Source organism: Methanosarcinales archaeon Met12 (assembly GCA_002813105.2).
Taxonomy (GTDB): Archaea; Halobacteriota; UBA148; order UBA148; family JAJOKI01; genus JAJOKI01.
Genome location: CP017966.2, coordinates 43,915 through 56,525, shown reverse-complemented (window position 1 = coordinate 56,525; position 12,611 = coordinate 43,915). Strand labels below are relative to the sequence as shown.

Sequence of the window (12,611 nt, the reverse complement as noted above, 5' to 3'; positions counted from 1 at the left end):
TTATCACGCCGTTTTCCATTTCGCCATGTCATATGCGACTTTAACCAGTCTCAACCAAGTGTTCAGTGCGGCTCGAAATGAGACTATATCGTCTGAATTTATATGGAGTTTGACCATATCGTTTCTCAGTTCAAGATTGACCTCCACTCGTTGGGATGGCGCATCTTTTAATTCCGGGAGCAATGAACGATATACATTATCGACGTGTTTGCCCAAATCGAACTCAAATTGAGAATACATCCGTCTCATTCGGCCTTTATCCTTTTTATTATTGTGCCCCTTTCTTTCAAGAGCACTCTATGCCCACAGTATGGGCAACGAACTCCCCCATACTCATGATCGATTTCTACTGTTCGTTTACATTTAGCGCACTTATATGCCATTATCTATCCCTCTTTTTCTGCTTTAATGGGTATGACTTTTGAAGGCCCCATAGATGTTTGTGGGATATAGGCGCCACCAGAAAACGTTATTTCACATTTTGGGCATCGCCAGATACCTGTGCCCACCCGTGATACGGACATGCGATCACACCGTGGACACTTGTGCGGCGCCCGCATCAATTCCTCAATATCGGCTACCATCTTCCTGACTTTTCGTCCATATCTAGGGCCAAAACGACCGGCAGATCTGGTCTTTTGCCCCTTCTTTCCCACCTTTTTTGCCATTGATTTTACTCCAAAATTTTCTTTCTAAAATTTCTTCCCAAATTTTCTTTCTAAAATTTCTTCCCAAATTTTCTTTCTAAAATTTCTTCCCAAATTTTCTTTCTAAAATTTCTTCCCAAATTTTCTTTCTAAAATTTCTTCCCAAAACTTCTTTACTTCAAGAATCTCTTTCGTATGTCTTTTGCCGTTTTACATGCCATCTCTACTATATGGTACACCTCATCTGGCGAGAGCGTACCAGCTCCACTCTTTTGCATACCTGCAAGACTCCCATCCTTGTTGGATATCACCGTCAACTTCGTAGATGCGGCTTGTTCCTCGTCTAAGTTTGGATCAAGTATAAATTTTTTACCTATCTTCATCACAGTAACGGCAACGGGCAGGTCGCTAACTGGCAATGGAACGTCTTTGCCCAATCCATATCGCTCATTTGGCAATTTTGCGTTCAGCAATGCGGATATCGCACCCAATGAAGCGGCATCTATCAAATTGCCATCATAATCGATAACTTGTACGTCGATAAAGACCATCCAGACTTTAACGCCCTCTTCGATGCATAGTTTTGATAGCTCTAACGCACCGGATTCACGAATGCCGCGATCTACAACTCGTGCCAATTCTATTGCGTCATCTCGTGGAGGTCCTGCCTCAAACGTGGGTGAGGCAAGTGGCGACAGCTCTACATTCGTGATTAGCACGCCCTTGTCCGGCGTATCTGGAAAAGGCTCTCCTGGCTGGAGCTTTATGCCGACAAGAACCTTGGTGTCTCCAATTTTGACGTATGCAGACCCTTCAGCTGTATTCACAACTCCGTTTTCAATCGATATGTCCCTGTATTGGTCAGGGGCACGTCCATCTTCGCGCTCTCCTTTTTCCGATAGGGCGTAAATGTAATCTTTTTTTATTTCTGAAATGATATCTTCATCCATCGTTTTCACCTTTTATGTCATACCGTATATTTCGCGATCAACGCTTGTCGCTGCATCTCGTAGATCTCTTTGCAACCCTTCTTGGCCAGCTCAAGTGCTTGCTTAAATTCGTCTTGTGTTAAACGTCCATCCATCTGTAATAACGTGATTTTGTCGTTTTGAACGTCCATCGCGATCGGAATGTCTGCCTCTCCATGGTTATCTTCTTCTTTCTTCAAATCGAGGACGATATGTCCTCCAACTTTCCCAGCGGCGCAAGCCGACACCAACCCCCTCATTGGAATTCCTGCATCTGCCAGTGCGACCGATGCAGCGTTGATGCCAGCAGTTCTCGTTCCAGCATCTGCCTGCAATATCTCTATAAAGATGTCTATCACGGACCTTGAAAAATGTTCTTTGATGATAATTGGTTCGATTGCTTCTCTGCTTACTTTTGATATCTCGACCGATCTGCGGTCTGGCCCAGGTCTTTTTCGATCCTCTACCGAGAATGATGCCATATTATACCTGACTCTGATGATGGCCTTTGTAGCATCCTCGAGGCGGCGCGGATGAACTTCTCGCGGCCCATATACTGCGGCCATCACTTTGTTTCCACCAGCCTCCATATAACACGAGCCATCTGCCCTTTTCAAAACGCCTACTTCTATTTTAATAGGCCTGAGCTCGTCTAATTTTCTTCCATCGAGTCGCTGCCCCCCATTTTTTATAAATTCTATCGTTTTATCGCTCATTTTACTCCCTCTCTACTTTGTAGTTGGTTCTCTATCACTGATAAATTCATTAATCCGATCCGTCAATCCAGATGTGTGCGATTCGCACTCAATTTTCAACAGCGCCTTAATGGTATAGTCCACATCCTCTTCTCTACCTTCAATCCAGATTCGTCCGTTTTGACCAACGAATATATCACAATTCAGCTTGCTTTTCAACAGACTTATCATCGACCCTTTTCGTCCGATTACTCTTGGAATCTTGGCATGTGATATCTCAATCACCCTTCCACTATCAAGTTTTCTGAACGACTCTCCCACCATGGTCAATTCCACTTTCATGGTTACATCCACGTCTTTTACCCCCACAACGACCAAATCTCCAATCCCTAAGTATTGGCTCATCTGGTCGGCGTCTATTCGCTCAGGGTACTCTGAAACGTGTAAAAGCGCTTTATATGGTGAGCTAATATTCACCAACCAATTTGAAAAACGGATATCTACTATTTTACCGATGACGATATCGCCACTATGCGGCATGTATTTACCTGTGAGTGGAATTACCTGGATTCGATCTTTTTTATTCACAAAACCAAATATGGCAGCGAAGACATGTCCGTCTTTAACATAAGTGCCCTCTCCTGCCTGTTTAACGTCACTTGAGAGCAAATCTCCTGGAATCGCCAAATTTTTATTCATGTAATCATGACCTCTAATGTTCAATCAAGTATGCCTATATCTATCTTAATAGTTTGGTTTCAGCCTCTCCTTTTGTAAGGCGGTTCACAAGGTTATAGAAATTGTCTTGCATTCCTGCCGGAATCTTGACAACGGTGATCCACGACCCGTCGTCTTGCCATTCCTGCTTTTGTAACGATCCAAAACTCGCAATTTCACCGTATGATTTGGCAGCGTATTGTGAGGGAATCTTGACCGCGATGTTCACTTCCTCAAAGCGGATGGGGATTATAGGCCTAATCTTTTTCATGACCTCCTTTACCATTTCATCCACGCTCTTAAACGGATCGATGTGCACACCAGCCTCTTCCATCGCCTTTTCGATTCTAGCAGGTGGATGAGGTGCACCCGTCTGGGGATTGATGGCATTTTGAGCAATCACATCGATCACCCGTTTGCGCTTATCCTCCTGCATGCGCTTTCGCTGCTCGGACGTCAGCTGAAGGTCCCCATGGAGGATTATCTCCTTTGTGATGGCACGTATGTCGGTGGTGCCGAAGGCTTTTATCAGGTCTTCCTCAGAAGCTCGATCTCCTCTGCTCGCATCCTCGAATACGTCTTCTGCAGCCAGCATCATATTGATACTTATATCTCCCTCTTCTCCTCGTTTAAGGGCGATCGCCATCTCTGGATCGACTAAAATCTCAAAAGACACTCCATGTTTTTTATATCTGGCAGTTACGGCTTTATCGATGGCAACCATGGAGATCGCCTACTCTTTGGATTCTTTAACATCAGAACCATGTTGTTCAAGGACCTGCTGAACCTTGGCGTAAACATATTCGGGGGGCATCCTTTCAAACGTTCTTGTTTTCAGTTTGATAACACATACGTCTATGGTCTGAGCACTAAATTCTCTCTCTACCACCTTATGGAGCGCCTCAAGACCGAGCAGGACCGCTTCATCTATGCCCATGTCCTCCTTATACTTAGCCTCGAAAACTTCCATAACAGCGTTTCGTCCAGCGCCAATCCCAGTCGCCTTGTATTCGAGCAACGTTCCGCTTGGATCCATCTCAAAAAGGTAAATAGAATCGCCATTTACACCCGCGATTAGCAGCGCAGTCCCGTATGGACGGGCCCCGCCATATTGAGTATAACTCTGCATGTGGTCGCAGATCTTTTTGGACAGTTCCTCCACATGGATATCCTCGTTATATGTCATCCTGGCTATCTGTGCTTCTATTCGTGCCCGATCAATTAGCGCTCTGGCATCGGCGACCAGTCCAGAGGTAGCAGCGCCAATATGCTCATCTATTTTGAATATCTTCTCCACGGATTGAACCTCAAGCAAACGACTTGTAACTCGTTTGTCCACCAAGAGTACGACTCCATCCGTCGCCTTGATACCAATCGCGGTAGTTCCTCTTTTAACCGCCTCTCTAGCGTATTCTACTTGGAACAATCGCCCGTCTGGGCTGAAAACGGTTATAGTTCTGTCATATGCCATCTGGGATATCATTTGCACGTTGCTTCACCAACTCCTCTAAATCAAAAACCGTAACTCCGACTAAATTGACATTTGAACGCTTTACGATATTATCGTCGTCAGGTATTAAATCGATTTCGTTACCGTGTATCCTCTTGATAGTTCCAGATATACCACCCATAATCTGGACCCGATCGATTTTTACAGTATCTTTGGGTATGCTTCCTCGTTGTATAAACTTTTCCGTTGCACTCTTTATCGTCCCCGAAGTTCCGAGAACGGCGATTCCCACTCTAATCTTTCCAACTCTGTCGATGATTGCCAGTACTGCTCGTGCTGTAGCAGTTTTATCGCGAGCACATCTGAGAATACCGAATCTACCATCGAAATCGAGCAGCCACAGGTCGCATTGGCTTGTGCCGACATCCCCTATAAGTGACCTAGCAGCAGCCCACAGTTCATCTATCAGTTCTCTTCGATTCACTTCACCTGTGGATGTGACCTCGAATGCGAGATATCTCTTTCGCTCACGTAATGAGGAGGGTAGAATCTTCATCTAACCACCTCCACCCCATCGCATATATAACCTTGTCTCTTTTTCCTATTTTGCTCTATGATTCTGGCAGGGGTCGTACTGATGGCCCGAATCGCCTCCTCTTCGGTCATACCGAACAAACCAGCCAGCGCTATCATCTCCCTGGGTGCTCTCATGTCATAATGGGATTTGGCGTTGCTCGTGAGAACTACCGGTACGTCGAATTTCATAGCCAGTTTTAGATTGCGGCGAAAATCTGAAAGAGCGTGCACCCTTGTGCCGCCTCTCAGGCATATGAGTGCATCGAGATTGAACTCAATGGCGACATCGTTGTCGGCGGCAGATTTGGCGAGCACATGGTTAAATCCGTCATCCTTTCCAATCTCAGGATGTGCCAGTATATCGACGCATGCATTCTCGACCGCTGCCCGATTGATTTTGGGGTCGCCACCATGAACGAGAAGGACGTCTACTCTGGGTCGGAACTTTTCGATCTTTTTTCTTAACTCAGCAGGGTTGCTGGCTACGATTTCAATGCCGTTGATGATGCCATCACCGGTTACTTCATTCCAATAGTCAGAATGATTAGTGATCGCTATTTCTGCGTATCCATATTTCTTTGCCACCAGCTCCAACCTGCTGGGCGAATCAGCACATTCTGGAAGGGAATGCACATGAAGGTCATAATACATGGGCATCGCTTAACAAACTCCTCACAATTTTGATCGCGTTTTCGCGTTTTGCTGGATATGTCTTTATTTTTATTCGTATCAAAATCGCATCTTCTCTTTGAGCTAATCTGACAGCGCCGTCATATGCAGACTGTTTGTCGAGCTTGATATAAAAATTGTAACTATCGTCAACACGTTGATTTGCTTGATTTATCAACATCGTTAATTCAGATGCAGGTAGGCCGCTTTTTAAAGCGCCCATGAACGTCCTGCACTGCCGTTCTCCCTTCAATTTCACCGTGAAAATTGTAATGGGATTCCCAAAATGCCCCTCTGTCCTACATATCTCGATTGCATGGTCTTCTGGGATGAATAACCGCAATGCTTTTTCTACCCTGGACGGGTCTTCAGTCGCATGTACAAATGCCCTGATAGTGATTTGATGTATCACTTGCCCCTGCCCATCTTGGCTCGTATGCTCGGTCTCGTTTTTTCGGTGCCCTTTCCACGTTTGCGCATACCCCTGCCTTTCATGCCTGCACTTGTCTTGCCCCTGAAAACGCGCCCCTTCTGGGATGGTGCACACAACCAGTTGAGATTGGAATCCTTCTTGATTACGGGGTGCTCCGGGTCGACGAGTATGACTTCATACCATTTTTTCTTGCCATCTTCGCCAACCCAGTAGGAGTTTAAGACCTCCAGATTTGGATACCTGCGCGCAGCCCTTTCCTCGGCGATGCGCTGGATGCTTTTGCCTGCGGTAATCTTAGCCATGCCCATATGCGCAGTTCTGCGTCCGCGCACATATCTTGACTTTCTTCTGCCACCTCTCCGTACCCCGACTCTGACTACGATTATGCCCTGTTTGCCTTTGTATCCAAGCGCTCTCGCCCTGTCGAGGCGCGTTGGGCGCTCAATTCTGTTTACCACTGGCTCTCTGCGCCATTCCTGAAGGCGCTGCCACATCAATTCATCTACGTAGGTCTCATCTGGTTTTTTGTAAGCATCGCGTATATATCCATATAGTGATTTTGCCATTGATATCCCTCAAAGTTTTACGGTTCAGCTGTTGTCAGCCACATCCCAGCGGGATTTTCTCCCGCAACTGCGATATTTTTATCACTCTGCTTCTGCAGGTTGCTCAAGATTAATAAAGGTTTCTTGATTTAACTTCACCTTTCATTTGCCACCCTTCATATAAATGGTCCTGATTGGAAACGGTATCTCGATGTTCTCCTCTTCAAACCGTTCATTGATTCTGCAGTTTAGATAGTCCGTGGCCACAAGCTTCTTTTTTACATCGCCTATCCACGCAACCAAAAGCAGGTTTATCGAAAACTCTCCAAACTCCATGAAAAATGCTGCAGGAGGTGGGTCATTCAATACATCTGGCGACCCTTTTGCTATCTCCATTAAGATGCCCTTCACCTTGTTTATGTCCGACCCATACGCAACTCTTATCGGAATCCTCACTTTTAATCTAATATCTGGTTCAGAAATGTTGACTATCTTCATCTTCGAAAGCTCTGCGGTTGGTATGGTGATCAACGTATGGTCTATCTCGTTATATAATCTCGTACTTCTCAAACCGATATCCATGACCTCACAGACCTCTCCAGTGTCCAATGAGAGCCTATCCCCCATCTTGAATGGCTTGTCGACCATCAGGTAAAATCCAGAGAGCATGTTTGATAAAGTGTCTCTAAATGCCAGTGCGACGGCGAGACCTGCGATGCCCATGCCTGTCAGTATCAGCATTATGTCCACCCCCAACATGTCCAGAATTATCATGATACCCACAACCACGATAAGTATTCTCACCACTTTCAATGTGACAAGAATCATTGCTTCATCGACCCTGGACTTGGTTTTCTTCGCAAGGCGATGACTATACTCCTTTATCAGAGCAGGAATGATGCTATACGCAATCAGAGTGCCCATTATAGCGCCAATTACCATACTGCCTACTTGGAACTGATCTAACCACGGAAATTCCACATACCAGAGTGCCAGATAAAGGCCAAAAAGAAATGATATAGTGTATGTGGGGACCTTTATCGCTCCGATAATCAGGATGTATATGTTCGTCTTCTTCTTCGCTGCAAACGGCTCCAGATATCTTTCGAAGACGTAGAGAATCATCTTGGCTACGACCGGAGTTAGGAGGACTATTGTTACCGCTATTATGTAGTTGAAGTATTCCCATCCAGTTACCTGAGCTACATCGACCATATTACCTCATCTCGTCAGAATAATCTTAATACTACCCCTCTTCATTGGCATTACTTGGTTGAAACTATTTTGATGATATCTCCATCTTCAAGCACATGCTTTTCAGCCACTCTGCGCTTCGCCCTGGCATCCACTGCATATAGGAACCCCGCTCCTAAATCGGTGTGAATCATGTATGCCAGGTCATGTGCAGTATTCCCCTTCCGCACCAAAAACGCGTCTGGCAGCACATTACCGTTCTTATCCGTAAACTTGTTCTCGTCTTCCACAGGATATACGACGATATTGTCCAGCAATCCCAGGACTGCGCAGTTTATGCACTGCTGGACGCCTGTGCCACCATACTTCTTCAATAGCGCCCTTATGCGCTCCAGCCCTTCTCTCTGTGCATCTGTCAATTCTTCTGGCATTATGCTCTGAAAATCGGCATCTCCTGGCAGATATGATATCAGTCCTTTTTTCTCTGCCAGTCTGAGTGCAAGTTCACCCCCCGCACTCGTCTGCACTATGGTGCGTCCTTCCTTCTCCAGTGAACGAAGTTGTTGGATACATTCGTCAGGTGCTATATCGATCTTATTTGCCGCGATTATCATCGGTTTGCTGAGCTTTCTGATTTCATCAGCAAACTTCATCAGGTCTTCGTCTGACCAGTTTGTGGGCGTAAGCATCGTATTATGGAGTGCGACCTTTATCTGCGTTTCATCTGTGCCGACTCCTGCCAGCAACTCCGCAAGGACATGCTCCATTGGCCCTCGACTACTTTGTAGTTTTCGCGACAACCGTGCCCAGTGGCGCTTGATGATGCCATACAACCACATTGTAATTTCCTTCTCAAAGAACCGTACGTCATCAACGGGAGCGTGCGTCCCCACTTCTACTGGATTGCCCTCCGCATCCGTGCCACCGGAAGCATCTATTACATGTATGATGGCTTTGGCCTGACGCAGGTTATCCAGGAATTCGTTTCCAAGCCCTCTTCCTTTATGTGCGTCAGGGACTAGGCCAGCCACGTCTATCAACTCGATCGGGACGAATCTGTCCCCTTCTATGCAGTTTTTACAATCGACCTTGAGCTCTTTACAGGGACATTTCGTGCGCACGTGTGATATGCCATGGTTGGCATCTATGGTCGTAAAGGGGTAACTGGCGATTTCGACATCTATCATCGTCGCAGCTTTGAAAAACGATGATTTGCCGACATTCGGCTTACCTGCAAGTGCAATGGATATCATCATGCTCCAAATTTTTTCGTCCGATTGACCAAATCCATCAAAATGGGCATCAGATATATGGCACGGATGCGGTTTAACCCTCCTGTTGCGGCATTAATTTCATCATAAACACGAACGGCATCCACTCGTACACCAGGACCCATAATCGTTACTGGGACTGGGTCGGCGGAATGGTCTCTAACGGATACAGGCGTCGAATGGTCTGCCGTCACGACCACCAGCGTATCTTTGAGCTCGAGTATGGGCTTCAACGCTTTATCGACCCTGGTGATGAATTTTATCTTCTTCTCAACGTTTCCATCGTGAGAAGCTTCATCCGCACCTTTGACATTCAACAGCACAAACTCATGGTCTTTCAGCGCATCGATTGCACTCCTGACCTTTGCATCGATATCAGAATCGACGCCACCGACTTCACCGTGCTTCAGACCACATATCCGTCCAATGCCGATGACCACTCCCGTCTCAGCGATTATTGCGCCCTTTAATCCATATCTTTCTGAAAACGTCCTTATATTTGGCATCATGCCTGCGCCTCTGACCAATATGGTGTTCGCAGGGGCTTTGCCCACTTTTATACGTTCTGCATTAACGGGATGTTTTTTCAGTAAGTTGTCCGATTGTATGACAAACTCTTTCAGGATATCTGCGGTTTTTTGCGCTTCTGATTTTAGCGCCTCGATGGTTTTGGATGGCATACCCTCGTGTTTTGGATCCGAATCCGAGACGTATGGGCTCAAACCAGCCCCCCTCAAAACCAGCACCGCCCGATGCCCTGTTGACCTCTCGAAGATGAACTCTCCATCTAATTGAACTCCATCCTGAACAGCCCTTGTTAATTCCATCGTGTCCCGTATTCGTCCAGCGCGCCGGTCCACGATTATGCCGTCTTTCATCGTCGCAAAATTACATCTGAAGGCAATATCCCCCTCTTTCAGATGAATACCCACGCCTGCTGCCTCGAGGGGTCCCCTGCCTGTATAAACTTCGTATGGGTCATATCCCAACAATGCCAAATGCGCAACATCTGAGCCTGGTCGGATCCCAGGCGCGATGGGGTCCATGATTCCGTTGATGCCAAGACTCGCTATTCTGTCGAGATTGGGTGCATCGGCACTCTGTAATGGGGTTTTTCCTTCTGTTGGCCTATCTGAAATGCCATCTAAAACGACCAATAATATCTTCCTGGCGATGCTCATATGAATAGATGTTATCTCTGCTTTGTACTTAAAACTTCCAGAACTATGATTCGTCACATGGCTGTTTGCCATCTTATCATAAGGTTATCATTCTGCTGCAACCGCTTCTTCTTGTGGCTGGGCATCAATCGTCTTTGCAGTCATATCGGGCTCGAAGATCACTTCAGTTTTGCCGACTTCCGCCTTGCGTATGGGATAGATGTCCTTTGCTCCCTTATATATATCCGATGCCACCTTGCCGAGTACGATTTCGTGGACGAATTGACCAAAATCGAGTTTTTCTGCCCTGGATGTTACGACGTCGTGCATTCTCTGCCGAATTGTCCTGATTTGCGGATGAAGCACTCGTTTAATCGTGAAGCATGACGGCTTGACCTTTAACTTGTATCCATCCGTCGTGGTTGCGGTGATGTTAGCGTCGATCTTGGACGTCCCCCTCTTGATCAACGAGCGCATGTAATCTCGTGCCATCTCGTGCCTGATGAATTTTGTGTGCGCATTATCGGCGCCAACATCGCTTATTTTAAATATGATTTTTGTGTTTTGCTTGGACCAGTCATTGGTCAAATCGCTCAGCGACGTCTCGATAACCCGTCCGATGAGTTTTTCCGGCTCATCTGCAGGCGTTTTTCCAATGTTTGCCCTGTTGAACATATCTGGAGCGAGCACGTTATACCATCTCTTCGCTTTCCAGCCGTCTTTCCCTGATGATTTTTTTGCCATGGTATCTCAACTTCGATATGCGTGTGGATATATAAAGATAACTCTGCCCCTAATGAATCTGCCAACTTAAGGAAAAGGGGACAAAATGCGAATTTCGTATATAAGTAATTATATGAAATTCCGTCCAAAATTATAAGATACCTCTATAGTATAGTTAATGATGTAGAATGTCAAGGACTGGAAATTAGGGTTGACTAATCACTAGTTGATAGGTCTTATGATATTAAAAGATAATATCTTGAGGATAGAAGGGTGGTTTGATGAAGAAGTTTGGTCTTAAGGCATCGAAGCGGAAGATTGTTGAGTTTTGTAAGCGGAATCATATCCGAAGTTTGTCTTTGTTTGGCTCTATTTTGCGTAATGATTTTTCGCGGAATAGTGATATTGATGTGCTTGTTGAATTTGAAATTGGCTGTGTGCCGGGTTTTTTTGATTTGATTGAGATGGAAGAAGAACTTTCTTCTATGTTCGGTGGACGGAAGGTCGATTTGAGAACTCCCAATGACTTGAGTAGGTACTTTCGTGATGATGTGTTAGCGGAGGCGGAGGCGGTGTACATTGAAAGCTGATTTGGTTCATGTTCATCATATGCTGGATGCAACCCGTGAAGTATTGGTGTTTTCTGCTGATAAAACACGGCTTGATCTGGATATTGATAGGATGTTGTGCCTCTCGCTTGTCCATCTATTGGAGATTATTGGTGAGGCTACAGTCGGTGTATCTTCAGAGTTCAGAGAGACATATCCTCAAATTCCCTGGAGTGGCATTGTCGGGATGCGTAACCGGCTTATCCACGGCTACTATGACATAAACTTAGATATTGTCTGGAAGACCGTTAAAGAAGATATTCCTTCTCTAAACGCTGAACTCGAAAAGGTCATTGAGCACGAGGGATGTCTGTGAAGATGTTCTCTCATGAAACGATGAGCACAAAGTCCTTGACATTCAAGAGGGGCGTAACAGCAGATAACACAGCGTATCTGGCTCCGCTATAGCCCGAGAACGTTATACACAATTGCTTCACCACTATCTAGGGGTGTTAAGTTGACAGTCTCCCTACTACTTATCCAGTCTTGGCACCAACATGCCTCAATATATTCTTTCTAAAGCTCGCTGGTGACGTTAAAAGTTGGCTGTTTTGGTCTATTTAATCGAAACCGAAGAATATCAACCTTTCGAACCCTTTATGGTATTGAATTTAACCATAGTTTGTTCAGAATTTTCTGAAAGCCTTGCTTCGTCCTCTCCAGTCATTCCTAAAACTGAAAATTTAGAAACTTCAGACTTTTCTGAAAGCCTTGCTTCGATCCCTTCAATCCTTTTTAAAATTTCAGACTTTTCTGAAAGCCTTGCTTCGAGCCTTTCAATCCTTTCAATCCTTTCAAGCCTTTCTGCAATTTCAGACCTTCTTAAAAGCACGTTTTCAATATTTTCAAGCCTTTCGGAAAGTCTTGCATCCATACTTTCAAGCTTTATTGTAAGTATTTTTTCTATCTTTCCGAATTCACTAAGGTCTGATTTTAACATTTTAAGTGGAATTAC

Annotated in this window: 19 protein-coding genes; 2 read left to right on the top strand and 17 right to left on the bottom strand. The window is 45.4% G+C overall.

From position 1 onward, the window contains the following. Window positions 1-3: 3 nt before the first annotated feature. The 16 genes from BME93_00370 to BME93_00295 all read right to left on the bottom strand — a co-directional run bounded on the left by BME93_00370 (window position 4) and on the right by BME93_00295 (window position 11,069). A complete protein-coding gene (locus BME93_00370) occupies window positions 4-249 on the bottom strand; it encodes a KEOPS complex subunit Pcc1 (GenBank protein ID ATZ61700.2) in 246 nt (81 codons plus the stop codon). Beyond that, window positions 246-383, bottom strand: coding sequence for a DNA-directed RNA polymerase subunit P (locus tag BME93_00365; GenBank protein ATZ60648.1), 138 nt, complete (start codon window positions 381-383; stop codon window positions 246-248). Before BME93_00365 ends, BME93_00370 begins: the two co-directional genes overlap by 4 nt. A gap of 3 nt (window positions 384-386) precedes the next feature. Then, entirely contained in the window at window positions 387-668 is a 282-nt protein-coding gene (locus BME93_00360; GenBank protein ATZ60647.1) for a 50S ribosomal protein L37ae, read from the bottom strand. A 152-nt stretch (window positions 669-820) separates the two neighbouring features. Continuing rightward, complete coding sequence (gene rrp42, locus BME93_00355) at window positions 821-1,606, bottom strand: exosome complex protein Rrp42 (protein ATZ60646.2); 786 nt, start codon at window positions 1,604-1,606, stop codon at window positions 821-823. An 8-nt stretch (window positions 1,607-1,614) separates the two neighbouring features. After that, the gene (gene rrp41 / locus BME93_00350) at window positions 1,615-2,331 is read right to left on the bottom strand and encodes an exosome complex exonuclease Rrp41 (GenBank protein ATZ60645.1); all 717 of its coding nucleotides are present in this window, start codon (window positions 2,329-2,331) and stop codon (window positions 1,615-1,617) included. Between the two features lie 12 nt (window positions 2,332-2,343). Further along, the gene (rrp4, locus tag BME93_00345) at window positions 2,344-3,009 is read right to left on the bottom strand and encodes an exosome complex RNA-binding protein Rrp4 (GenBank protein ATZ60644.1); all 666 of its coding nucleotides are present in this window, start codon (window positions 3,007-3,009) and stop codon (window positions 2,344-2,346) included. A gap of 40 nt (window positions 3,010-3,049) precedes the next feature. Then, on the bottom strand, window positions 3,050-3,751 hold the full coding sequence (locus BME93_00340) for a ribosome assembly factor SBDS (GenBank protein ATZ60643.1): 702 nt from the start codon (window positions 3,749-3,751) through the stop codon (window positions 3,050-3,052). Between the two features lie 9 nt (window positions 3,752-3,760). Continuing rightward, window positions 3,761-4,516 (bottom strand): archaeal proteasome endopeptidase complex subunit alpha, encoded by a 756-nt coding sequence (gene psmA, locus BME93_00335; GenBank protein ATZ60642.1) that lies wholly within the window; start codon window positions 4,514-4,516, stop codon window positions 3,761-3,763. Beyond that, complete coding sequence (locus tag BME93_00330; GenBank protein ATZ60641.1) at window positions 4,488-5,033, bottom strand: Rpp14/Pop5 family protein; 546 nt, start codon at window positions 5,031-5,033, stop codon at window positions 4,488-4,490. The genes psmA and BME93_00330 overlap by 29 nt, the downstream gene beginning before the upstream one ends. Further along, entirely contained in the window at window positions 5,030-5,710 is a 681-nt protein-coding gene (locus BME93_00325) for an RNase P subunit p30 family protein (GenBank protein ID ATZ60640.1), read from the bottom strand. The genes BME93_00330 and BME93_00325 overlap by 4 nt, the downstream gene beginning before the upstream one ends. Continuing rightward, complete coding sequence (locus tag BME93_00320) at window positions 5,694-6,134, bottom strand: RNA-binding domain-containing protein (GenBank protein ID ATZ60639.1); 441 nt, start codon at window positions 6,132-6,134, stop codon at window positions 5,694-5,696. The genes BME93_00325 and BME93_00320 overlap by 17 nt, the downstream gene beginning before the upstream one ends. Beyond that, a complete protein-coding gene (locus BME93_00315) occupies window positions 6,131-6,721 on the bottom strand; it encodes a 50S ribosomal protein L15e (protein ATZ60638.1) in 591 nt (196 codons plus the stop codon). Before BME93_00315 ends, BME93_00320 begins: the two co-directional genes overlap by 4 nt. A gap of 141 nt (window positions 6,722-6,862) precedes the next feature. After that, entirely contained in the window at window positions 6,863-7,915 is a 1,053-nt protein-coding gene (locus BME93_00310; protein ID ATZ60637.1) for a mechanosensitive ion channel, read from the bottom strand. Between the two features lie 50 nt (window positions 7,916-7,965). After that, complete coding sequence (locus BME93_00305) at window positions 7,966-9,150, bottom strand: redox-regulated ATPase YchF (GenBank protein ATZ60636.1); 1,185 nt, start codon at window positions 9,148-9,150, stop codon at window positions 7,966-7,968. Continuing rightward, window positions 9,147-10,346 (bottom strand): 2,3-bisphosphoglycerate-independent phosphoglycerate mutase, encoded by a 1,200-nt coding sequence (locus BME93_00300; GenBank protein ATZ61699.1) that lies wholly within the window; start codon window positions 10,344-10,346, stop codon window positions 9,147-9,149. Before BME93_00300 ends, BME93_00305 begins: the two co-directional genes overlap by 4 nt. 87 nt (window positions 10,347-10,433) lie before the next feature. Next, window positions 10,434-11,069 (bottom strand): 30S ribosomal protein S3ae, encoded by a 636-nt coding sequence (locus BME93_00295; protein ATZ60635.1) that lies wholly within the window; start codon window positions 11,067-11,069, stop codon window positions 10,434-10,436. A gap of 260 nt (window positions 11,070-11,329) precedes the next feature. Between BME93_00295 and BME93_00290 the strand changes: the two genes are divergently transcribed. Both BME93_00290 and BME93_00285 read left to right on the top strand, forming a co-directional pair. Next, complete coding sequence (locus BME93_00290; GenBank protein ATZ60634.1) at window positions 11,330-11,638, top strand: nucleotidyltransferase family protein; 309 nt, start codon at window positions 11,330-11,332, stop codon at window positions 11,636-11,638. After that, window positions 11,628-11,972 (top strand): DUF86 domain-containing protein, encoded by a 345-nt coding sequence (locus BME93_00285; protein ATZ61698.2) that lies wholly within the window; start codon window positions 11,628-11,630, stop codon window positions 11,970-11,972. The genes BME93_00290 and BME93_00285 overlap by 11 nt, the downstream gene beginning before the upstream one ends. 264 nt (window positions 11,973-12,236) lie before the next feature. On the opposite strand, the gene BME93_00280 is transcribed toward BME93_00285, so the two are convergent. Then, window positions 12,237-12,596 (bottom strand): hypothetical protein, encoded by a 360-nt coding sequence (locus BME93_00280; protein ATZ60633.1) that lies wholly within the window; start codon window positions 12,594-12,596, stop codon window positions 12,237-12,239. Window positions 12,597-12,611: the final 15 nt, after the last annotated feature.

Excerpts from the sequence above, each read along its gene's own strand:
- rrp41 (ATZ60645.1), bottom strand. The coding sequence starts at position 2,331 with ATGAGCGATAAAACGATAGAATTTATAAAAAATGGGGGGCAGCGACTC.
- BME93_00290 (ATZ60634.1), top strand. The coding sequence starts at position 11,330 with ATGAAGAAGTTTGGTCTTAAGGCATCGAAGCGGAAGATTGTTGAGTTT.
- BME93_00360 (ATZ60647.1), bottom strand. The coding sequence starts at position 668 with ATGGCAAAAAAGGTGGGAAAGAAGGGGCAAAAGACCAGATCTGCCGGT.
- BME93_00295 (ATZ60635.1), bottom strand. The coding sequence starts at position 11,069 with ATGGCAAAAAAATCATCAGGGAAAGACGGCTGGAAAGCGAAGAGATGG.
- BME93_00305 (ATZ60636.1), bottom strand. The coding sequence starts at position 9,150 with ATGATGATATCCATTGCACTTGCAGGTAAGCCGAATGTCGGCAAATCA.
- BME93_00280 (ATZ60633.1), bottom strand. The coding sequence starts at position 12,596 with ATGTTAAAATCAGACCTTAGTGAATTCGGAAAGATAGAAAAAATACTT.
- BME93_00365 (ATZ60648.1), bottom strand. The coding sequence starts at position 383 with ATGGCATATAAGTGCGCTAAATGTAAACGAACAGTAGAAATCGATCAT.
- BME93_00310 (ATZ60637.1), bottom strand. The coding sequence starts at position 7,915 with ATGGTCGATGTAGCTCAGGTAACTGGATGGGAATACTTCAACTACATA.
- BME93_00315 (ATZ60638.1), bottom strand. The coding sequence starts at position 6,721 with ATGGCAAAATCACTATATGGATATATACGCGATGCTTACAAAAAACCA.
- BME93_00340 (ATZ60643.1), bottom strand. The coding sequence starts at position 3,751 with ATGGTTGCCATCGATAAAGCCGTAACTGCCAGATATAAAAAACATGGA.
- BME93_00370 (ATZ61700.2), bottom strand. The coding sequence starts at position 249 with ATGAGACGGATGTATTCTCAATTTGAGTTCGATTTGGGCAAACACGTC.
- rrp4 (ATZ60644.1), bottom strand. The coding sequence starts at position 3,009 with ATGAATAAAAATTTGGCGATTCCAGGAGATTTGCTCTCAAGTGACGTT.
- BME93_00300 (ATZ61699.1), bottom strand. The coding sequence starts at position 10,346 with ATGAGCATCGCCAGGAAGATATTATTGGTCGTTTTAGATGGCATTTCA.
- BME93_00325 (ATZ60640.1), bottom strand. The coding sequence starts at position 5,710 with ATGCCCATGTATTATGACCTTCATGTGCATTCCCTTCCAGAATGTGCT.
- BME93_00330 (ATZ60641.1), bottom strand. The coding sequence starts at position 5,033 with ATGAAGATTCTACCCTCCTCATTACGTGAGCGAAAGAGATATCTCGCA.